Consider the following 19,573-nt stretch of genomic DNA (forward strand, 5'->3'; position numbering starts at 1 on the left):
TGTGGAAATGGACTGCGGCGAGGGGGCAAGCCCCCTTGCCACACAAGCCCACCCCGACAGGGATTGGGTTTAGCCTGCCTGGGTGATGCGCCTGCCCTTATTTACGCGCCTCCAGAATCAGGTTGAACGGCGTTTCCGTGGCTCGCCGGAACTGGGTGAACCCCGCCTCAGTGAAGACCTTGCGCAACCGTGCCTCGCCCGCCTGGGCACCGAGCCCGAGGCCGACCTCCTGGGACAGCGAGTTGGGTGTGCAGATAAAGGTCGAGGCGGCGTAGAACAGCCGTCCCACCGGGTTGGTGTTCTCGTCAAGCGTGTCGTTGGCGAAGGGCTCCACCAGCAGCACCGTACCGTCGGGTTTGAGCGATTCATAGGCATGCTTTGCGGCACCGACCGGGTCACCCATGTCGTGCAGGCAATCGAAATAGCAAATCAGGTCATAGTCGTCGCCCGGATAGCTCTTGGCGTTGCCCTGGAAGAACCGCGCCCGACCGGACACGCCACCTTCTTCGGCGCGCTGGGTGGCGACGGTGATCGAAGGCGCGTGGTAATCGAAACCGACGAACCGCGACTCGGGGAAAGCCTGGGCCATGATCACGGTCGAGGCGCCGTGGCCGCAGCCGATGTCTGCCACTTTCGCGCCAGCCTCCAGTTTGGCGACCACCCCGTCGAGGGCCGGCAGCCACTCGCTGACCAGATGCGCCTTGTAGCCTGGGCGGAAGAACCGCTCGGTGCCGCTGAACATGCACGGATGGTGATCGCCCCAGGGCAGGGCGCCGTTGCCGCGCATGGCGTTGACCAGTTTGTCCTTGTCATGAAAAAACGACGCAACCACCGCCATACCGCCGGCCACATAGACCGGTGAGTCTTCGATCGCCAGCGCCAGGGCTTGCTCTTCAGGCAGGCGGAACTGGCCGTCGCGGTGTTCCATGTAACCGGAGGCCGCGTGGGCGCTGAGCCATTCACGCAGCAGGCGGGTGTTGCAGCCGGTCTTCGCGGCGAGTGTTTCGGGGGTGACGGGCTGACTGTCGGCCATGGCCCGGTACAGGCCGAGTTCTTCGCCGAGGATGACGTTGGCGAGCATCGCCGCGCCCCCCATGTCGCTCACCAGTTTGCCCATGAAATCATTGAGTCTGGCCTCGTCCATCTTGTGTGCTCCTTCAGCAGGATCACGGCCCGCAGGCATTGTTTGTCGAGGCATGCGCCTGTGGGCGGTGATCGTGGGAATGAACAGGACGATAACCGCGTCCTGGCTCCCCCCGCGGGGGGTAATCAACAAGTCTAGTTCGTGTATCCCTCTGTATCTGGCTGCCTGTCCGATACAGTGCGCTGAGAATAGGGGTGTTTGCGCACACAGACCCGACACACCGAGGCGCTTGACTGGGCCTGCCGGCCGGCACTGAGTGTTCAGGCGCTGGAGACCGGATCCCAGGATGAGATCGACACCATGCAAATTCCCCTCACATCTGCGCAGGCGACCGTCGGGCTAGGCTTGCGCCGCGGTTTGATGAAGGACCTTCAAGCAGCCTCGGCGGGCGCTTTCGACTTTCTGGAAGTCGCGCCGGAAAACTGGATTGGCATCGGCGGCGCGCATGGCGCGGCGTTTCGTGCCCTGGCCGAACGTTATCCGTTGTCCTGCCACGGCTTGTCCTTGTCGTTGGGCGGGCCGGCGCCGCTGGACGTAGGCTTCCTGCAAGAAGTGCGGGTTTTCCTCGATCGCTACAAAGTGCCGCTGTACAGCGAACACCTGAGCTACTGCAGCGATGACGGGCATCTTTACGATCTGCTGCCGTTGCCGTTTACCGAGGAAGCGGTGCATCACGTCGCCGCCCGAATTCGTCAGGCACAGGACATTCTCGGTCGGCGCCTGGCAGTGGAAAACGTCTCCTACTACGCCGCGCCGCAGCAGGACATGGACGAATTGACGTTCACCAACGCAGTGCTGCGCGAAGCCGATTGCGACCTGCTGCTGGACGTCAACAATGTCTACGTCAACTCGATCAATCACGGTTCTGATCCGCAAGCGTTTCTGGCGGGCATCGACACGGGGCGAGTGGTCGCGATGCATGTGGCGGGGCATTTCGACGAATCCGACACCCTGAAAATCGACACTCACGGCGCCTCGGTCAAACCGGTGGTCTGGGCTTTGCTGGCCGAGGCGTATGCGCGGTTCGGCGTACAGCCGACGCTGCTTGAACGGGACTTCAACTACCCGGCGTTCTCTGAATTGGTCAGCGAGTTGCAGACCATCCGCCGACTGCAAGACGAGGAGGCGAACCGTGGATAAGCCGACGCTGCACCAGCAGCAAGACACATTGACTCGCTACCTGCGCGACCCTGAGCACTGTGCTCCACCCGCCGGGATGGACGTGGCACGGGCGCAGGTTTATCGCGACCTGGTGTTCTCGAACCTGTCGTCGTTGCTCAGCGGCACCTTTCCGGTGTTGGTGAGAATACTGGGCGACAGTGACTGGCGTTCTCTGGTGCGGATCTTCCTGCGGGACTACCGCGCTCAAACGCCCAAATTCGGCGAGATTGCCCAGGAGTTCGTCGAGTTCCTCGCATCGATGCCTCAGGCGCTGAACGATGGGCCGTGGCCACCGTTCATGGTCGAGCTGGCGCATTACGAATGGGTCGAAATGGCCCTGCAACAATCTGACGCCGAGCCGCTAGCCGCCAGCGATGCAGGGCTGCTGCTGGATCAACCGTTGCAGGTTTCGCCACTGGCCTGGCCGTTGGCCTATGGCTGGCCGGTGCAAAAAGTGGGGCCGGATTATCGGCCGCAAGTGCCACCGACTCAGCCGACGTTGCTGTTGGTGCGTCGGGCTGAAGACTGGAGTGTGAAGTTTTCCGAACTGAGCCCGCTGGCGTGGCGGTTGTTGCAGCGGATCGGGGAATTTCCTGAGCTCGATGGCCGGTCGCAACTGGAAGGGCTGGCGGTGGAGGCAGGGATGGCGGGGTCGCAGGCCTTTATCAACAGTGGAATGGCGTTGTTGCGGCAGATGCACAGGGAAGGGGTAGTCGGTATAGCGGCCTTTAGTCGCTGACAATCAGCGAATCACCCTACATCCATTTCCACCTTTCCTGACTTCTTTCCTGATCGATCCCCCGCAAAGTCTCGCGCGCCGAATTTCCTGCGCGAGGGATTGCACATGTTTGACCCGATTTTTCATTCCACTCCATACCGTTCGGTGCGTTGATGGAGCATATCGCCCGCATTGAGCAGGAGCTCGACGGTTTTACGGAGACCCTGAGGCTCTATCGCAAACAACTCAAGCGTTGGTTCAACCAGGCGGCGGACACGGCCAGCCGCGCTACTGATTTGCCTTCGCTGATGGACATGGACCGAATCATCAGGTTCGGCAATGCCAGCACCGTTGTCGGCAGCAGCGACGATGACTTTCTAGATCTGGAATTTAAGAAAATTACCTTATTTCCCACCGGTGTCTGAATAGATCATTTCTTACGGAGGTGCGAAATTTCTGGGCAAAGTCGTCGGAAGTTTCCTTCAAGTTGTAGCGGTTTCCATGAACTGGTGCGCAGCGCGCCTCATCGATAGTCTTTGGGCGGTCACTGCAAATTCAGTGACAGGGCGTGGAAGCCCTTCTATCGTTAGGCGCATCAAGCGCCACCAGTTCGGCGTTTTTTATCGTCTGTGTTTCATGGTGGCTGTGCGCGGGGCGCTTTCGAGTGCGCCGGGTGCCTAACGTCCCGGTCTTCCACACCTGCGTACAGCCGCCACCTATTCGTGTGGAAGTGATTTCTGGCGGCATCAATCCATACGTTAGGACTTAAATCAATGAAGACGCTTACACCCGATCCACCCTACGAAAAACCAATCCCCCACCCCGAAAACCGCTTCATGGCCCTCACCGGCAACTGCACCGACATGCCCACCCTGTTCGTCGATACCCACGCGCCGATCGATGTTTTGTATGACACTGCCAGCTATCGAATTCGCGCAGTTACTCAGGTGCTGGAGAACATGTCGATGCGCGGTTCAGTCGAGTGCGAATCCTTCATTCTCAGTGACTTTGCCTTGCTCTGCGCTATTCCGTTACGGGATGGGTGCGATGTGCTGGATGTCATTGGACGGCGGTTGCGGGCTCGGCCTTCGGAATAATGTCGAGTGGCTTTTGTGGCGAGGGAGCTTGCTCCCGTTCGGCTGCGCAGCAGTCGTAAACCGAATTCTGCGGTGTGTCTGGCTAATCCGTGGTGTAGGTTTTGGGGCTGCTGCGCATCCCAGCGGGAGCAAGCTCCCTCGCCACAAGGGCCTGACTGCACACAATCCCCCAAACACCACACTTACATTGGATGGGCGGTGCTTATTGGGGCTTCGGTAACTTGAGCTCCGCACACAACCCACCATCCACGCGATTGCTCAAGGTCAGCGCCCCGCCAATCGCCAGCGCCAATTGCTGGGCAATCGCCAACCCCAACCCGGTCCCGCCGGTACTGCGGTTGCGTGAGTTTTCGACGCGGTAGAACGGCTGCATCACCTGAGCCAATTGCTCTTCGGCAATCCCCGGCCCTCGGTCCATGACCTTCACCGACAAGCTGCCGTCCGCCTTCGTTTCCACCCACAACTCAGCCGCGCCGGCGAATTTCAGCGCGTTGTCCACCAGGTTCACCAGCACTCGCCGCAAGGCATGGGGCCGGGTGTCGATGACTGCGGCGCTTTTGCCGCCCAGCTGCACGTCTTTGCCCATGTCCTGATAGTCGAACACCAGGCTGTCGAGAAACGAGTCCAGATCGGTGCGGCGACTTTCCTCGGTGGCGCCATGGATGCTGCGGGCGTAGGCCACGCCTTCGCGCACCAGGTGTTCCATCTCGCCGAGGTCATTCCACAGTTTGTCCTTTTCGCTGGAGTCGTCCATGAATTCGGCACGCAGTTTCATGCGCGTGATCGGGGTTTGCAGGTCGTGGGAAATCGCCGCCAACAGTTGCATGCGCTCCTTGAGATACGCCGCGATACGCGCTTGCATCGCATTGAACGCCCTGGCGGCGTAGGCGACTTCGGTCGGGCCTTTTTCGTCGAGGTGCACGGCGTGGGTGTTGGGGTCGAGGGTTTCCACGGCTTGGGCGAGGCGGGTGAGCGGGCGGATGGCGATTCTCACGGCCAGCCAGGTGCAGGCGATCAGCAGCGCCAGTTGCCCCAGTAATACCGCCGGTAACCACGGGGACAAAGGCACCATCGCGGGGCGCACGTCGATGGTGACGGGGCTGCCGTCCTTCAGTTTCAGATGGGCCTGGAAGTGTTTCTTCGGGCCGGGGATGTCGGTAAAAGTCAGCGGATATTCATGGCCGATGGCGTCCTGAATCGAGGGGACGGCAATCGGCACATCGCTGGGCGCCATCGGTGTGCCGGGCGAACCTTCATTCAGCAGATAACCATAGTTGGTGCGTTCCAGGCGCTGCAGCCAGCTCGCTCGTTCGTTGGCGGGCAAGCGGTCGAGGATGGCGAGGGAGGTCGAAACGTCGGTTTCCAGATTGCCCAACATCGTATTTTTCGCACTTTCATAACGCTCGTAGTACTGCGCGCCAAAGGACAGCGCCTGGGCGAGGATCAGGCCGATCAGGAAAATCAGCGACAGCCGCGAGGCCAGCGTGCGGGGCCAGTGCAACGCAAGGTTCATGACGGCGCACCGAGCACTTCCACCGGCAGGGAAAACACATAGCCTTCACTGCGCACGGTCTTGATGTAGGCCGGTTCCCGGGCGTCGTCCAGCAGACGCTGACGCAAGCGGCTCACCAATAAATCGATGGAGCGGTCAAACAGATCGGCGTCGCGACCCTGGGTCAGGTTGAGCAACTGGTCGCGATTGAGCACCCGCTGAGGATGATCGAGGAACACCCGCAGCAAACGATATTCCGCGCCGCTGAGGGCGACCATGGTGCCGTCCTGGTCCAGCAGATGCCGGGCCGAGGTGTCCAGGCGCCAGCGACCGAACGCCAGCAGGCGACCGCTTTCGGTGATCACCAGATTCGGCGGCAGCATCCGCGTACGGCGCAGTACGGCGTTGATCCGGGCGAGCAGTTCACGGGCGGCGAACGGTTTGACCAGGTAGTCGTCGGCGCCCATTTCCAGGCCGATGATGCGGTCGGTTTCATCGTTGCGCGCGGTGAGCATCAGCACCGGCGTGGCCTTGTGTTTGCCGGCGCGCAGCTCGCGGCAGAGCAGCAGGCCATCGTCGCCCGGCATCATGATGTCGAGCACGATCAGGTCCACCGGCGTGGTCTCCAGAAACGCGCGCATCTGCCGTCCATCCGCCACCACGGTGGTGCGCAGGCCGTTCTTCTTCAGGTAATTGCCTACCAGTTCCCGGATCTCGCGGTCATCGTCCACGATGAGAATGTGATCGACGTGTTCCATGGTCGCCATGCCTCTTGAGTAGGAGTTTTCGCGCAGTCTACCGAGTCAAGGCTCGCTCGCCCGCAGCGGTTTGTATTGCAGTGTATCTGGCCTGTCGGCGGATACACGGGGACGCAAAAACAGCCGGTTTCAGGGGTTTTGTATCGCTGTGTATCGCCGGCCGGTGTTGATACATAGCAATTTACTCGCGCCTGTTCCAGACACAGACGGGATACCTCGCGGGCTTCTAATGGCTTCCATCGAGGCAAACCCAAACCGCCTCGGCCCCATCAACGATTTGGCAACGATTGACCCATTGAAGCCCCGAGGAAACCACCATGAATACCAAAGCCGTCTACGCCGCCTGCCTGTTTGCCGCCCTGAACATCTGCACCTTGTCGGCCCGGGCTGAAGCCAATGTCACCCCGCGAACCTACACCTATGGCACGCACCTGGACATCCAGAAAGTGCTGTCGATGGAAGAGGACGCCACGCCTTCCTGCGGGATCGTGAATGCGCGGATGACCTACCTGGATTCCCAAGGCAAAACCCAGGCCCTTGATTACCGCAAATTCGCTGACAACTGCAACGAAGACAACTGAGTCTTTTGCTCACCCGTTATCAATCCCTTTTTTGAAACAGGAAGAACCCCATGAACAACGTCACCCGCTTTTTGACCGCCATCGTCTTCTCCGTAGCCGGCGTCGCCGCTCATGCCAACGCAGCTGTTGAACAGAGCAGCGGTGGCAGCAGCACCTGCTTCCAACTGACGCCGCTGGTGGCTGAGGATGGTTCCAGCCGCACACCGCAGGGGCAATTGGTTGCAGAGAACGGCTCCAGCCGGACGCCACAGGGCCAGCAGTTGGAAAACCAGATGGCTTGAAGCCAGGCACTGTTCCGATGAACTCAATATTCCCAGTGTGGGAGCAGGCTAGCCCCCACATGGGACTCGTATTCTCAAGGTGAACCCATGTTTCTCATCGCATTCCTGGGCGGCATTTTGACCGTCCTCAGCCCCTGCATCCTCCCGGTCGTGCCGTTTCTGTTTGCCGGTGTTAAACGCACACGCACCTCGATCCTGCTCACCCTCGGTGGCATGGCCCTGACCTTCGCCCTGATCTCCAGCCTGGCCGTGGTCAGCAGCGATTGGGTGATACAAGCCAACAATACCGGCCGCCATGTGGCGCTGATCGTGATGGTGCTGTTTGCGCTGTCGCTGATCTCCGCGCGCATCGGCGGCTGGCTGGCGCGACCGTTCGTGTTGCTGGGCAATCGCCTCGACCCCAACACTCGCAAAATGTCCGGCCCGCTGGGCTCGGTGATGATTGGCGTCGCCACCGGTCTGCTCTGGGCTCCGTGTGCCGGGCCGATCCTCGGGGTGATCCTCACCGGCGCCATGCTGCAAGGCGCCAACGCGCAGACCAGTCTGCTGCTGGTGGCGTATGGCCTGGGCAGCGCGTTGTCACTGGGCACCTTGATCTTCGCCGGTCGCGGCCTGGTCAATCGCTTGAAACCGTCGATTCCGGTCACCGGTTGGCTGCGTCGCGGCGCGGGTGCTGGGGTGTTGGTCGCGGCGGCGGTCATTGCCACTGGAACCGATAACAGGCTGCTCGCCGGCACTTCGTCCGAAGGCGTCACGACCGTTGAACAGCAGGTGCTGGAAACCGTACCGAAAGTGGTCGATTACCTGGTCAGCAAGGTCAAGGCCGACCCGATGGACGCGGCCAAAGGTGCGATGCCGTCACTCTCCGGCGCGGTCGAATGGCTCAACTCGCCAGCGCTGAGCAACGACTCCCTGCGCGGCAAGGTGGTGCTGGTGGATTTCTGGACCTATGACTGCATCAACTGCCAGCACACCTTGCCCTACGTGAAGGACTGGGCGAAAAAATATGAAAAGGACGGCCTGGTGGTGGTCGGCGTGCACACCCCGGAATACGGTTACGAACGCATCCTCGACAATGTTCGCGATCAGGTGAAAAAACTCGGTATCACCTACCCGGTGGCGATCGACAACAACTACGCGATCTGGCGCGCCTTCGACAACCAATACTGGCCGGCTCACTACCTGATCGATGCCAAGGGGCAGGTGCGTTACAGCCATTTTGGCGAGGGTCGCTACGAGACTCAGGAGCAGATGATCCGGCAGCTGTTGGAAGAGGCCAAGGCGCCTGCTGCGTAACCTTTCCAATCAATGGCTCACAGGTTGCGCACCATGAGCCATTGGTCGTTTTCCCAGGCCTGAAAACGCTCCAGCACTGTCCATCCGCGTCTGGCGTAGTAATCGCTTTGGTCCCGGGTGTGCAAATAGATCTTCGCCACGCCACGTTCCCTGGCCTGCGCGCATATCCCCTCAATCAAACGCTCCGCCAATCCTTTTCCCCTTGCTTGGGGTGTGACGAACACACAAGCCAGCCAAGGACCCAGGTCAGGCCGGTGAGCCAGGTCGGCGGCGGCCAGTGCCGCACCACCCAGCAGGCGGTCTTCATCCAGGGCGATCAAACATTGCCATGTGCCGTCGAATTGGCCGTCAGCGAATTCCCGTTGCCACTGAGGCAAGGGCTGGTCGGCGTATTCATAGTGGAATTGTTGGTGAATCCATGAAGCAAAGATGTCGCTGTGGTGCATGTGGTGAGCGAGCCAGTCCAGGCGAGGCATGGGGGAATCCTTTCAAAAGACGGTGGCCCATAAGAGCTGATTCATGGCGCATCGGCAATCCCGGGGGCCGGGTGTTAATCCTGCGTTACAAACGCATGACCATGCATCGGAGACCGGCGCATTTCGTGAGTCTGCCGGACGACCGGGCAGGACGGATACCTGTCCGGGAGCTTTAGTTTGTGGACGGGGTCACTTGCGACCCTGCCATCACCATCATGAAAGGGAGAGGGTTATGCCTAAGTTCATTATTGAACGCGAGCTTCCGGGAGCCGGCGCACTGCCGCCGCAGGAACTCAAAGCGATCTCGCAAAAATCCTGCGATGTGTTGCGCGGGTTGGGGCCAGAAGTGCAATGGCAGCAGAGTTACGTCACGGGCGACAAGATTTACTGCGTGTATATCGCGCCGAGTGAGGAACTCATCAGGGAGCATGCCAAACAAGGTGGCTTTCCGATCAACAGCGTTTCCCGAGTCATGAGCATCATCGACCCCACCACGGCGGAGTAAGCCGGGACGCGTTCCAACCCGCAGCGGAGCAGACTTCATGAGCACACCCATTGATCTCACCGCCCTGAAAAACCGTCAGATGACTGCGTGGGCCAGCGGCGACTACGCCGTGATCGGCACCACTTTACAGATCGTCGGCGAACAACTGGCTGAAGCCTGCGACCTGCTCTGCGATGAGCGGGTGCTGGACGTCGCTGCGGGCAACGGTAATGCCACGCTTGCCGCTGCGCGCCGGGGCTGTAAGGTCACGTCCACCGACTATGTGGCCAAGCTGCTTGAGCGCGGCGAAGACCGGGCGCGGGCGGAACACCTGAACGTGACCTTTCAGGTGGCCGATGCCGAGGCGCTACCTTTCGAGGATGCCAGTTTCGATGCCGTGCTCTCAACCTTTGGGGTGATGTTTACTCCGGATCAACCCAAGGCGGCTGCGGAACTGGCGCGGGTGTGTCGTCCGGGAGGCCGGATTGGCCTTGCCAACTGGACGCCCGAGGGCTTTGTCGGCCAGATGTTCAAGGTCCTGGGGCGCCACATGCCGCCACCCGTAGGGGCTCAACCACCTTCAAACTGGGGCTCCGAAGCGTGGTTGCACTCGCATTTCGATCAGCGCGACTTCGTGCTTCAGGTGACACGACGCTTATTCAACTTCCGCTATCGTTCGGCCGCCCATTTCATCGACACCTTCCGCACCTGGTACGGCCCGGTTCACAAGGCCTTTGCGACCCTGCCACCTGAAGGGGCCGCCGCCCTGGAAAACGACCTGACGGAACTGCTCAAGCGCCTGAACCGAGCGGGGGAGCGGTCGCTGGTGGTGCCCGGTGAATACCTGGAGGTGGTGATCACCCGGCGTTGAACCGGTAGTGCAAAAAAAACTGTGGGAGCAACCACCTGTGGCGAGGGATTTCAACCCGCCCAGTCACTCATCCAGTGATTCGGTGTACACCACCCACACGCTGCATGGCATTTTGTACAGCACATGCTCCACCGTGCTGCCGATCAACCGGCCCATGCCGCGATGGCCGATCCGGCCCATGACGATCACATCCACATCATGGGTCTCGGTGTAGTGGGTCAGTACCTTGGTGGGGTTGCCCATGATCATGTGCCGCTGCTCCGGCGCGATGCCGTTGCGCGCGGCCAGTTCGTTGAACGCATCCTCCTGGAGGTCGAACAGGGTCTTGATCTGGCCCGAAGAGAAAAGCGCCGAACCGTTATAGAAGTTGAACTCATCCGCGCTGATGGCTGAAAGGTCGCAGGCGTAGACCACATCGAGCTCGGCATTGCAGGCGCTCGCCAGTTTCGATGCTTCGTGAAGGATTCGGTCGTTGAAACTTTTGTAGTGATCATCGCGATGAAGCGGGTCGACCGCGGCGACGATCTTGCGCGGCAACGCGCGAGTGGCATGGCTGACGAAATGCAGCGGCACCGGGCATTCGCGCAGCAAATGCACGTCGAGGGGCGTAAACACCAGTCGCGACAGCCGCGATTGATGCTCCAGCGCCTTGATCAGCACATCCATCGGCTGCTCTTTGAGGTGAATCAGGATTTCCTCCAGCGGATGCTCGACCCAGGCCACCTCGGTGGTGACGTGTACACCGATCTTGCGCAAGGGATGGGCCTGTTCCTCAAGCCACTGGCGGTGACGCTCGATGTAGCCCAAGCGCATCTGTTCCAGGGCTTTTTCGTTGACCAGGCTGGCGGTCGCCAGACCTTCCAGATAGTCGAAGGCCACGATGTGCAGGGCCGCCCCCTCGGCCTTGGCCAGCATCGCGGCCCGGTCGAAGGCGGGGCTGTGTTCCATCAGCGGTGAGGCGACCAGCATGAAGCGTGATTCACCAGACATGACAAACCTCCCGTGGGTAAGCGAGCTGACGGTGATCGTTCAATACATCTTTCATTATTGACCATGATCAACCCCTCGTCCGCTTCTAATGCGGGAGCGGGTTTGCTCGCGATGCGCTCTCAAGCGTCTTCCAAAGCTCGCGCATCGTCGGGTTCTGATTGGCGATTGAACAATACGAACGTATCTCCAGCCGGGTCTTCCACTCATCGCCGCCGGCCAGCACCAATTGCCCTCGCTCCAGTTCATCGGTCACGGCGCTCAGGGGCAGCCAGGCAACGCCGTAGCCCTCGATCGCCATTCTCATCAGCAACATGGCCATGTCCGCCTCAAAGCAACGATCAAGCACGCAAGCAGTCGGTGCATTCTTGATGACGATATCAGCCACGCGGCCCAAAAAAGTGGTCGCGGTATAGGCCAGGTGCGGCACTGGTTTGGCGGCCGTCCCCGGCAGCCGATGCACCGGTTTGCCGTTATTGTCCGGCGCGCACAGTGGAACGAACGAATCATGCCCCAGGGTCAAGCTGCCGAACTTCTCGGGGTCGAGCTGGATCGGGGCGAGGGGATGGTGGTAGACGATCATCAAATCGCAGCAGCCTTCCTCCAGCGCAATCACCGCATCGTGGATGTTCGCGGCCACCACGCGAGCATTGAAGGGCTCATTCTGCTGTTGAAACTGGGTGAGCCATTTAGGCAGGAAGGTCATTGAAAGACTGTGCCCGGCGGTGACCTGAATCGAGCGCCCCGGCATTCGTTCGCCTTCGCGAAGGGCCAGGCGCAATTGCAGCAATGCCGACAGCGCCTCGCGCCCCTCTTCACAGAAGCTGCGGCCCGCTTGAGTCAGCTGGACAGGATAAGTGCCGCGATCCACCAGTTCGGCGCCCACCCATTCTTCAAGTGAACGAATCCGCCGGGACAACGCGGACTGCGTGACGCAACGCACTTCCGCCGCTCGGGAAAAGTTCTTCCATTCGGCAATCGCCAGAAGATCGTCCAACCATTTGGTTTGCATGCTGGCACCTCATTGCGTCTCTGGCGAAGAGTTTACTGCGGTGCAATGGCGCCATTAAGGGAATTTCGCAAACTATTCCAAAAACGCATCAGCCTATGGTGATTACTCATCATCCGGCGTGAAGGGCGTCCTTAGAATCGGTGCCACAACCCCGCTGCCGCAGAACATCGGGGCACTTCAATCTTGTCTCCTGCCAAGTAAAAAGACCTACAAAACCACTTGAGGAAATGCACCGTGAAAAGAAACAGACTACCCCGCCAGATTGCGATGGCTATCGCCTTGGGCGTCCTTGCAGGTTGGGCCTGCCATCATTTCGCAGCGGATGAGAAAGCCGCCAGGGAGATCGCCTCCTACTTCTCGATGGTGACGGACATTTTCCTGCGGTTGATCAAGATGATCATCGCGCCTTTGGTGTTCGCCACACTGGTCGGTGGTATTGCCAGCATGGGTAATTCCCGTTCCGTAGGGCGGATCGGCGCGAGGGCGATGATCTGGTTCGTGTCGGCCTCAATCATTTCGCTGTTCATTGGCATGTTGCTGGTGAATGTGTTCCAGCCAGGCGCGGGTCTGGATCTGCAGGTGACTCAAGGCGCAGCGGCGCCGGCCGTTGTCAGCACGGGTGACTTCAGCCTCAAGGTATTCATCAGTCACGTGTTTCCTCGAAGCATCGCAGAAGCCATGGCCAACAATGAGATTCTGCAAATTGTAGTGTTCTCTTTGTTTTTCGGCTTTGCGCTGGCAGGCATCAAGCGCGCTGGCTACACGAAGATCACCGACAGCATTGAAGAACTGGGCAAGGTGATGTTCAAGATCACTGACTATGTCATGGCCTTTGCGCCAGTCGGTGTCTTTGCCGCCATCGCTTCGGCCATCACCACCCAAGGTCTCGGCTTGCTGGTCGATTATGGAAAACTGATTGCCGAGTTCTACCTGGGCATTGTGATTCTATGGGGTGTGTTGTTCGCTGCCGGCTACCTGTTTCTGGGGCGTTCAGTCTTTACCCTGGGCAAGTTGATCCGCGAACCCATTTTGCTGGCATTCTCGACGGCCAGTAGTGAGTCCGCCTATCCAAAAACCATGGAAGCCCTGGAGAAGTTCGGCGCACCCAAGCGGGTATCCAGCTTCGTACTGCCACTGGGGTACTCATTCAACCTCGACGGCTCGATGATGTATCAAGCCTTCGCCATTATGTTCATCGCTCAGGCCTACAACATTGATTTGAGCTTTACGCAGCAGCTGCTGATCTTGCTGACGCTGATGATTACCAGCAAGGGCATGGCGGGTGTTGCCCGGGCTTCGGTGGTGGTCGTGGCGGCGACGTTGCCCATGTTCAATCTGCCAGAGGCTGGCATTTTGCTGATCATCGGTATTGATCAGTTCCTCGATATGGCCAGGACGGCCACCAATGTGGTGGGCAACAGCATCGCAACAGCCGTGATCGCTAAATCCGAGCCTCTCGAAGAGCCGGACGACGTGCCGCAAACCGAGGTGTCCCCACTGCCTGTTCGCTCTGTAGCCACCGTCTGAGCGCTATCACCATGAAAACGAAATCGAAGCCATCCCGTGAGTCTTCATTGGTACACAAACTGGGCATCGTCGGCGGGCTTGGCTCACTGGCCGGCGGCGATCTTTTCTATAAGTTGGTGAAGTCCAGGGCGGTACTGGAGGATCAAGGCCGCTATCACTTCCTGTTCGAGCAGCACCCGTTCAAAGATGTGCTGATGCCGTTGGATCGGGGCGCGAGCATGACCTCCAGAAAGTTCTATGTTTTCCAGGTCTGTCAGACTTTCGAGGCCAGCGGGGTCAGCGCGATCGTACTGCCGTGTTTTGCCAGTCACACTTTCCGCGAAGAGATACAGGAGGAGATAGGCATACCGGTTCTGGACATGATGGCCGCATTGCGCAGGCACATCGACCATGTTGTTGAACCCGGCACGGTATTGGGCATTCTCGCCTCAGACTATGTTCGTCACGCCGGTTTGTTCGAACGCTACTTCGGCTCCGACTTCAAACTCGTTTATCCAGGTGCCGACGAACAATCGGGGTTGATGGAAGCGATGTATGGCGTCAACGGCATCAAGGATGGCTACCTTGACGGTGTACCGCTGGAATGCGTGTATCAGGCCTGCCTGTCACTTCAGGAGCAGGGGGCCACGATGGTCTTGCCGGGCATGACCGAGCTCTCGTTGGTCTGCGGCGACCTGCAGCGTCGGGGCATCACGGTGCTGGATATCAATGAGATTTATGCCGGCTTCGCGACTCAGCAGAAAGGTCAGTCGAATCGCCCACCCTTCAAGCTTGGGATCGTAGGCGGGGTGGGGCCTGCGGCAACGGTCGATTTCATGGGCAAGGTGGTTGCGCATACACCGGCCGGCCGTGACCAGGAGCACATCAAGATGGTGGTCGAACAAAACCCCCAGATTCCTGATCGCACCGCCAATTTGTTGAATGACGAAACTGATCCGACGATGGCGATGTATGCCACCTGCAAGCGGCTTGAAAGCGCAGGAGCCAATGCGATTGCGATCCCGTGCAACACCGCCCACGCATTCGTCGAGCGCATCCAGGCACACTTGCGCGTACCCATTGTGAACATGCTTGCCGAGACGGTAGAGGCCATCGTTCAGCGGTATGGCGCCGGGAAAACAGTGGGGCTGCTGGCGACGTCGGGCACGATCAAGAGTCAGGTCTACCACGAGGCCGCCCGGCGGGCCGGGCTGCACATAATCGCCCCCGGTGTGGATTACCAGGCGTTGGTCATGGATGCGATTTATGGGGCGCTCGGGATCAAGGCCGGGTTCACCGAGGGTCTTTGCAGGGACCAACTCCTGATCGCCGCCGAGCACTTGTGTGAACTGGGCGCCGATGTGCTTATCCTGGGATGCACGGAGTTGCCGCTGGTGTTGCAGCACGGCGAGGCCTTCATGATCAAGGGGCATCAAGTGGCATTGATCGACCCGACGACCATTCTGGCTATGAAGTGTATTCAGCTTGCCGGTGAACATTCGGGCGAGCGATCAAATTTGCATCTTGGCTAAACAATTTTTGCGCCCCGTGCCTCCAGCAACTCCCGTAATACGGAGCGATGGCAGTGCGCTTCGTCTTCGCAATAACACCCCACGGCCAGTGAGGTTTGATGGGAGAGGGCGGCCAGCAGGTCCAGCAGCTGACTGGGCGCGGGATGGTTCATCTCGGCCTTGAACTTGCGCTTGAAGGTCTCCCAGGCTTTGGCATCTTCTGCCGCTTTGGCTTCGGCCACCAGTTCGGGGCTGGGGGACAGCAGCGGTTGCCACACATCATAGAAATCACGGCTGGCGAATTCGGCCTTCGGTACGCCACGGGGCGGGCGGCGTACCGTGCCCAGGCGCAGGCCTTCATTTGCGGTGCGAGGTGAACCGAGTCGCACGATATGGATGGGCATGAATGCAGTGCCTATTTGAGCCGCGAGCCGTCGAACCACTCCAGCGCCGTGCGCCAGATGCAGATCCCCAGGAAGTACGCCGACATCAGCAGCCACAGGCCCATCACCAGTGGATTGATGACCGGATGGTTGAGCACCAGCGACAAGCTGCACAGCAACCAGATGGCCGTCACGGCAATGTTGATCGGCATGAAGCGGCGCACGCGGAACGGGTGCAGGAATTTCATTCGAGTCACGGTCAACAGCGCCAGGCCGATCACGGTGAGCAACGTGATCCACGGCGACGGACCGATGATGTACAGGCACAACGCAACCACATTCCACGCGGCCGGGAAGCCCTGGAAGTAGTTGTCCTTGCTCTTCATGTTGACGTTGCAGAAGCAGAACAGCGACGACACCAGAATCAGCGACACGGTCAGCAGCAGGGTGTAGTCCGGCAACGGGATGTAACGGTAGATGAACAGCGCCGGGATAAACACATACGTCAGGTAGTCGATCACCAGGTCGAGGATCGAGCCGTCGAAACTTGGCAGCACCGATTGCACATTGACCTTGCGTGCCAGCGCGCCGTCCAGCCCGTCGACGATCAGCGCCACGCCCAGCCACAGCAGGCAATGGGTGGGCTGGTTCTCCAGCAAGGCGAGGGTCGCGAGGAAAGCAGTGACCACGCCGGTGGCGGTAAAACCATGGGCGCCCCATGCTTTGAGCCTGGCGATGTGTACGGTGGATATCACGGGGGCGTTCTCCAGAAAATGAAGCAAGCCAGTTATCACCCTGCTATTGAGGGCGTCGGCAAACCGGATCGGGTTGCAGGTATCGACCGGATTTTCGGGGATAAGGTTCACCACCTTTGAATCTTAGACGCCGCGCAAAAAAATACCCCGGAAATATCCGGGGTACGTGATGAGCGTTGTATGCCAGTGTTGTCAGCTTAATGAGGAAAGAACACACGCAGCCGATGGCTATCCGGGTCAAGGGCGACGAAGGTGCGACCGAAGTCGAGTTCGGTCGGTGTTTGCAGCATGGTCAGCCCCAGGGCGCTCCACTTGGCAAACAGTGCATCGACCTGTTCGGCAGACTCCACCGGGAACGCCAGCTCGGTCCCGCCGCCCGTTACAGTCGTTGCAGGTTCGGCGGTATGCCGCGACCAAAGCCCCAGTTTATAGTCGTCGTCCAGGACAAACAGGGCGAAGGTCGGCGATTCTTCCACGGGCTTGCGCTCCAGCAGAAACTCATAAAACCGTGCACTGACGGCGGGGTTGTCCACGAAAAGCAAAATGAAACGGGGAGTGATCATGGGGTTGCTCCATTAGAAGGTGGGCGCAGCATAAAAGGAGGCGCTGTCAGTTTCTGTCAGGAGTGTGAAGGGGCACCATTTGACGTCAGCCAGACAGAGTTGGCGGAATGTCCGGCGAGGACTATCGTTGCCTGACTTGGTTTCTGCCCATCAATGAGGACGTCGTCATGAACACCAGCGATTTGCTTGAGCAATTACTGCGGGCCGGCCAGGGCTCGTTGTCGCAACAAGGTGGTGGTGCGGCGTCGACTCAAGGCGGCTTGGGCGGCTTGGGTGGCTTGCTCGGTGGCCTGTTGGGCGGCAGCGCGGGTGGAGGTGCTGGCGGCGGAGGTTTGGGAGGTTTGCTCGGTGGTCTGTTGGGCGGCGGTTCCCCTTTGGGCGGTTCAAGCCAAACGCGTTCGGGCGGCACCAACTATGCGGCGTTGGCCTCTTTGGGGATGATGGCGTTCCAGGCCTATCAGGCATGGCAACGCAGCCAGGCCTCGGCACCCCAACAGGCGCCGCGTACCGTTGATCTGTTGTCCGGTCCGGAAATCGAAGACCACAGCCACGCCATCCTTCGCGCCTTGATCGCCGCCGCCAAGGCCGACGGCCGTATCGACGACGCCGAGAAACAAATGATCAGCACTGAAATCGGCCGCCATACCGACGACCCGCAACTGCAACAATGGCTCGATGACGAAGTCGCCCGGCCGCTGGATGCCGCCGATGTGGCGCAGTCCGCCCAGGACCCGGGCATGGCCGCCGAGATGTACCTGGCCAGCGTGATGCTGGTGGACGATCAGCAGGATGCCGAGCGCAATTATCTGGACGAACTGGCCGCTGCGCTGAAGATCGATCCAGAGCTGCAACTGCACCTGGAGCAACAGGCCAAGGGCGGTGCGGCTTAAAAGGTCGAAAACGTGCCGTGCCGGCAACGACGCGACGAACGACGGGGCGGCCCCTCCTGCATGAAATACGTATTTCTGCAGGAGCTGCCGCAGGGCTGCGATCTTTTCGCGGCCATAACGCCTAATCGGTAACCTTCAAGCCCAATGCTGCAAAACACTCTTCGATCGATCGCCGCTGCGTCTCGGCATACAAGCCCAACTCATCAATCGTCGACCGTCCCAGCGCCTTTTCGAACGCCTGTTGGTTCGAATGCACGCCATAGTGGGTTTGCGCCGCGTCCCCCAGGTTCGACTGAAAAATCCCCGCCGCACTGACCGGCAGGAAATCTTCGTACACCAGTGGTTCTACCCGCACATACCCGTCACGGAGCAAATCCTCCAGCGACGCGCCTTTCAGCCCATCCGCAGACAGGTCTTTTTCTGTCACGAAGTAGCGAAAGTACGCCAGTTCCTGTTGGCGCATATCCTCAACGGTGTCAGGGAATTCGCCAAAGTGCTGCGTCATTAGCGCGTTGTAGCGTGCGGCATTGGCTTCGTTGGGAAACTCCTTGAGCTCATCCCGGGCAGCGTTGAGCAAACGGTCGTAAAGCGCCCGGCCCTTAGGCGTGAGCGCCGCGCCGCGCTGTTCGATTTCACCGAAGCGGGCGCTGTGGCTGCCACGCATCTCGGCTTGATCGGTAAAAGCGACAGGCTCGTCCAGCGCCTTGAAGCTGGTTTGACGCAGCAGAATCGGGCATTGGCGGCGGGGTGGGCCTTCGATCACCGCTTTGGGGGTAATGCCGTGGGCGGGCATTTGTGCCTGGACGATGTCGATGTCCAGGGTGCGCGGCGTCAGGTGGTTAATGTGCGGGCCTTTGAACGCCACCACGTCGGCGATCAGTCGATGCTGGGCGCTGAGTTGCTGGTACTGCTTGGCGGTGACGGTGGCGCTGTGGTGCCAGCGGAAGGTTTCCAGGGCTTGTGCGACGAAGTCTTGCGCCTCGTATTCGGTCAGGCCGCCCTGGGTTTCGGCGCGTTCGATGAGCGTCAGCGCAGCCGGGGTGAAGATTGAACGCTGGTCCAGCACTGATTGGGCAAAGGCCCGCAGTTCGGTGTCTTCGATCAGTTCCAGGCGCAGTAGCGAGGTGAACACCCGGAACGGGCTGACCTGCAACGCCGCCTCATGCACGGCACGAAATGCAGTGGAATGCACCGGCACGCCGGCCGGGGTCAGGTCGTAATAGCCCACCGGTTGCATGCCCATCACCGCGAACAGGCGGGCGAGGGTTGCCAGTTCAGTGGCGGTGCCGACGCGGATTGCACCGTGGCGCTCCAGGTCCAGCCGCTGGATTTCCCCGGTGCTGTGCAGCTGGCGGGCGATTTGCGGGTCGCTGTCCAGCACGTGGCGGTTGGTCTGTTCCACCAGTTCCATCAGCGCGCCGTACAGCGGCACTTCTTCGCGGTACATGTCGGACATCGCTTTGGAGAAGCGTTGGCGGATCAGGTCAGGGCTGACGAAATTCGGGTGGCTCATGAAAAAAATTCCTGGCGCAGTGACGTAACGGATGCCGGAAAAGATCGCAGCCTTCGGCGGCGCCGACAAACGAAGTTTCTGACGAACTTCATTC

22 protein-coding genes are annotated in these 19,573 nt (G+C 59.9%); 12 read left to right on the plus strand and 10 right to left on the minus strand.

The annotated features are described in order from the left end of the window. Window positions 1-97 precede the first annotated feature (97 nt). A complete protein-coding gene (locus tag F475_RS09730; RefSeq protein ID WP_064617006.1) occupies window positions 98-1,144 on the minus strand; it encodes a class I SAM-dependent methyltransferase in 1,047 nt (348 codons plus the stop codon). Between the two features lie 300 nt (window positions 1,145-1,444). On the opposite strand from F475_RS09730, the gene F475_RS09735 reads away from it, so the two are divergent. The 4 genes from F475_RS09735 to F475_RS09750 all read left to right on the plus strand — a co-directional run bounded on the left by F475_RS09735 (window position 1,445) and on the right by F475_RS09750 (window position 4,120). Next, a complete protein-coding gene (locus F475_RS09735) occupies window positions 1,445-2,284 on the plus strand; it encodes a DUF692 domain-containing protein (protein ID WP_111453804.1) in 840 nt (279 codons plus the stop codon). Next, complete coding sequence (locus F475_RS09740; protein WP_111453805.1) at window positions 2,277-3,044, plus strand: DUF2063 domain-containing protein; 768 nt, start codon at window positions 2,277-2,279, stop codon at window positions 3,042-3,044. Before F475_RS09735 ends, F475_RS09740 begins: the two co-directional genes overlap by 8 nt. Before the next feature lie 152 nt (window positions 3,045-3,196). Continuing rightward, window positions 3,197-3,448, plus strand: a complete 252-nt coding sequence (locus F475_RS09745; protein WP_111453806.1) for a hypothetical protein — start codon at window positions 3,197-3,199, stop codon at window positions 3,446-3,448. Between the two features lie 348 nt (window positions 3,449-3,796). Further along, complete coding sequence (locus tag F475_RS09750; protein WP_028941042.1) at window positions 3,797-4,120, plus strand: hypothetical protein; 324 nt, start codon at window positions 3,797-3,799, stop codon at window positions 4,118-4,120. Between the two features lie 202 nt (window positions 4,121-4,322). Here F475_RS09750 and F475_RS09760 read toward each other — a convergent pair whose 3' ends face one another. Both F475_RS09760 and F475_RS09765 read right to left on the minus strand, forming a co-directional pair. Beyond that, a complete protein-coding gene (locus tag F475_RS09760) occupies window positions 4,323-5,633 on the minus strand; it encodes an ATP-binding protein (protein WP_018928058.1) in 1,311 nt (436 codons plus the stop codon). Next, window positions 5,630-6,370: a response regulator gene (locus F475_RS09765; RefSeq protein WP_026286577.1), complete on the minus strand. Its 741-nt coding sequence runs from the start codon at window positions 6,368-6,370 to the stop codon at window positions 5,630-5,632. Before F475_RS09765 ends, F475_RS09760 begins: the two co-directional genes overlap by 4 nt. A gap of 317 nt (window positions 6,371-6,687) precedes the next feature. Here F475_RS09765 and F475_RS09770 point away from each other — a divergent pair, with 317 nt between their 5' ends. The 3 genes from F475_RS09770 to F475_RS09780 all read left to right on the plus strand — a co-directional run bounded on the left by F475_RS09770 (window position 6,688) and on the right by F475_RS09780 (window position 8,528). Continuing rightward, window positions 6,688-6,951, plus strand: coding sequence for a DUF2790 domain-containing protein (locus tag F475_RS09770; protein ID WP_111453808.1), 264 nt, complete (start codon window positions 6,688-6,690; stop codon window positions 6,949-6,951). Between the two features lie 50 nt (window positions 6,952-7,001). Beyond that, window positions 7,002-7,232, plus strand: a complete 231-nt coding sequence (locus F475_RS09775; protein ID WP_111453809.1) for a hypothetical protein — start codon at window positions 7,002-7,004, stop codon at window positions 7,230-7,232. Window positions 7,233-7,319: 87 nt separating this feature from the next. Next, window positions 7,320-8,528, plus strand: coding sequence for a cytochrome c biogenesis protein DipZ (locus tag F475_RS09780; RefSeq protein ID WP_111453810.1), 1,209 nt, complete (start codon window positions 7,320-7,322; stop codon window positions 8,526-8,528). A gap of 17 nt (window positions 8,529-8,545) precedes the next feature. Here the strand turns inward: F475_RS09780 and F475_RS09785 are convergent, their stop codons facing one another. Further along, window positions 8,546-9,004, minus strand: coding sequence for a GNAT family N-acetyltransferase (locus F475_RS09785; RefSeq protein ID WP_018928053.1), 459 nt, complete (start codon window positions 9,002-9,004; stop codon window positions 8,546-8,548). 232 nt (window positions 9,005-9,236) lie between these two features. Here F475_RS09785 and F475_RS09790 point away from each other — a divergent pair, with 232 nt between their 5' ends. After that, window positions 9,237-9,509 (plus strand): DUF4242 domain-containing protein, encoded by a 273-nt coding sequence (locus tag F475_RS09790; RefSeq protein ID WP_019649301.1) that lies wholly within the window; start codon window positions 9,237-9,239, stop codon window positions 9,507-9,509. Between the two features lie 37 nt (window positions 9,510-9,546). Next, window positions 9,547-10,359 (plus strand): class I SAM-dependent methyltransferase, encoded by an 813-nt coding sequence (locus F475_RS09795; RefSeq protein ID WP_111453811.1) that lies wholly within the window; start codon window positions 9,547-9,549, stop codon window positions 10,357-10,359. Window positions 10,360-10,422: 63 nt separating this feature from the next. On the opposite strand, the gene F475_RS09800 is transcribed toward F475_RS09795, so the two are convergent. Both F475_RS09800 and F475_RS09805 read right to left on the minus strand, forming a co-directional pair. Then, window positions 10,423-11,349: a universal stress protein gene (locus F475_RS09800; RefSeq protein WP_018928050.1), complete on the minus strand. Its 927-nt coding sequence runs from the start codon at window positions 11,347-11,349 to the stop codon at window positions 10,423-10,425. Between the two features lie 85 nt (window positions 11,350-11,434). Then, window positions 11,435-12,358, minus strand: a complete 924-nt coding sequence (locus tag F475_RS09805) for a LysR substrate-binding domain-containing protein (RefSeq protein ID WP_111453812.1) — start codon at window positions 12,356-12,358, stop codon at window positions 11,435-11,437. A 234-nt stretch (window positions 12,359-12,592) separates the two neighbouring features. Between F475_RS09805 and F475_RS09810 the strand changes: the two genes are divergently transcribed. Beyond that, a complete protein-coding gene (locus F475_RS09810) occupies window positions 12,593-13,885 on the plus strand; it encodes a dicarboxylate/amino acid:cation symporter (protein WP_064617014.1) in 1,293 nt (430 codons plus the stop codon). An 11-nt stretch (window positions 13,886-13,896) separates the two neighbouring features. After that, entirely contained in the window at window positions 13,897-15,396 is a 1,500-nt protein-coding gene (locus F475_RS09815; RefSeq protein ID WP_111453813.1) for an amino acid racemase, read from the plus strand. On the opposite strand, the gene F475_RS09820 is transcribed toward F475_RS09815, so the two are convergent. The 3 genes from F475_RS09820 to F475_RS09830 all read right to left on the minus strand — a co-directional run bounded on the left by F475_RS09820 (window position 15,393) and on the right by F475_RS09830 (window position 17,076). Beyond that, window positions 15,393-15,779, minus strand: a complete 387-nt coding sequence (locus F475_RS09820) for a DUF488 domain-containing protein (RefSeq protein ID WP_018928046.1) — start codon at window positions 15,777-15,779, stop codon at window positions 15,393-15,395. The two genes, F475_RS09815 and F475_RS09820, sit on opposite strands and share 4 nt — an antisense overlap. 11 nt (window positions 15,780-15,790) lie before the next feature. Further along, a complete protein-coding gene (gene pcsA / locus F475_RS09825; protein WP_018928045.1) occupies window positions 15,791-16,513 on the minus strand; it encodes a phosphatidylcholine synthase in 723 nt (240 codons plus the stop codon). Between the two features lie 197 nt (window positions 16,514-16,710). Next, entirely contained in the window at window positions 16,711-17,076 is a 366-nt protein-coding gene (locus tag F475_RS09830; protein ID WP_111453814.1) for a VOC family protein, read from the minus strand. Window positions 17,077-17,183: 107 nt separating this feature from the next. On the opposite strand from F475_RS09830, the gene F475_RS09835 reads away from it, so the two are divergent. Continuing rightward, a complete protein-coding gene (locus F475_RS09835; RefSeq protein ID WP_111453815.1) occupies window positions 17,184-17,966 on the plus strand; it encodes a tellurite resistance TerB family protein in 783 nt (260 codons plus the stop codon). Between the two features lie 121 nt (window positions 17,967-18,087). Here the strand turns inward: F475_RS09835 and F475_RS09840 are convergent, their stop codons facing one another. Beyond that, the gene (locus F475_RS09840; RefSeq protein WP_111453816.1) at window positions 18,088-19,479 is read right to left on the minus strand and encodes a VOC family protein; all 1,392 of its coding nucleotides are present in this window, start codon (window positions 19,477-19,479) and stop codon (window positions 18,088-18,090) included. Window positions 19,480-19,573 lie beyond the last annotated feature (94 nt).

It is taken from the genome of Pseudomonas sp. URMO17WK12:I6 (genome assembly GCF_003253625.1).
GTDB lineage: Bacteria > Pseudomonadota > Gammaproteobacteria > Pseudomonadales > Pseudomonadaceae > Aquipseudomonas.

Bases quoted from the DNA above. Each gene is read 5' to 3' on its own strand.
- F475_RS09730 (WP_064617006.1), bottom strand. From the start codon at position 1,144: ATGGACGAGGCCAGACTCAATGATTTCATGGGCAAACTGGTGAGCGAC.
- F475_RS09735 (WP_111453804.1), top strand. From the start codon at position 1,445: ATGCAAATTCCCCTCACATCTGCGCAGGCGACCGTCGGGCTAGGCTTG.
- F475_RS09745 (WP_111453806.1), top strand. From the start codon at position 3,197: ATGGAGCATATCGCCCGCATTGAGCAGGAGCTCGACGGTTTTACGGAG.
- F475_RS09750 (WP_028941042.1), top strand. From the start codon at position 3,797: ATGAAGACGCTTACACCCGATCCACCCTACGAAAAACCAATCCCCCAC.
- F475_RS09760 (WP_018928058.1), bottom strand. From the start codon at position 5,633: ATGAACCTTGCGTTGCACTGGCCCCGCACGCTGGCCTCGCGGCTGTCG.
- F475_RS09765 (WP_026286577.1), bottom strand. From the start codon at position 6,370: ATGGAACACGTCGATCACATTCTCATCGTGGACGATGACCGCGAGATC.
- F475_RS09770 (WP_111453808.1), top strand. From the start codon at position 6,688: ATGAATACCAAAGCCGTCTACGCCGCCTGCCTGTTTGCCGCCCTGAAC.
- F475_RS09775 (WP_111453809.1), top strand. From the start codon at position 7,002: ATGAACAACGTCACCCGCTTTTTGACCGCCATCGTCTTCTCCGTAGCC.
- F475_RS09780 (WP_111453810.1), top strand. From the start codon at position 7,320: ATGTTTCTCATCGCATTCCTGGGCGGCATTTTGACCGTCCTCAGCCCC.
- F475_RS09785 (WP_018928053.1), bottom strand. From the start codon at position 9,004: ATGCCTCGCCTGGACTGGCTCGCTCACCACATGCACCACAGCGACATC.
- F475_RS09790 (WP_019649301.1), top strand. From the start codon at position 9,237: ATGCCTAAGTTCATTATTGAACGCGAGCTTCCGGGAGCCGGCGCACTG.
- F475_RS09795 (WP_111453811.1), top strand. From the start codon at position 9,547: ATGAGCACACCCATTGATCTCACCGCCCTGAAAAACCGTCAGATGACT.
- F475_RS09800 (WP_018928050.1), bottom strand. From the start codon at position 11,349: ATGTCTGGTGAATCACGCTTCATGCTGGTCGCCTCACCGCTGATGGAA.
- F475_RS09805 (WP_111453812.1), bottom strand. From the start codon at position 12,358: ATGCAAACCAAATGGTTGGACGATCTTCTGGCGATTGCCGAATGGAAG.
- F475_RS09815 (WP_111453813.1), top strand. From the start codon at position 13,897: ATGAAAACGAAATCGAAGCCATCCCGTGAGTCTTCATTGGTACACAAA.
- F475_RS09820 (WP_018928046.1), bottom strand. From the start codon at position 15,779: ATGCCCATCCATATCGTGCGACTCGGTTCACCTCGCACCGCAAATGAA.
- F475_RS09830 (WP_111453814.1), bottom strand. From the start codon at position 17,076: ATGATCACTCCCCGTTTCATTTTGCTTTTCGTGGACAACCCCGCCGTC.
- F475_RS09835 (WP_111453815.1), top strand. From the start codon at position 17,184: ATGTCCGGCGAGGACTATCGTTGCCTGACTTGGTTTCTGCCCATCAAT.
- F475_RS09840 (WP_111453816.1), bottom strand. From the start codon at position 19,479: ATGAGCCACCCGAATTTCGTCAGCCCTGACCTGATCCGCCAACGCTTC.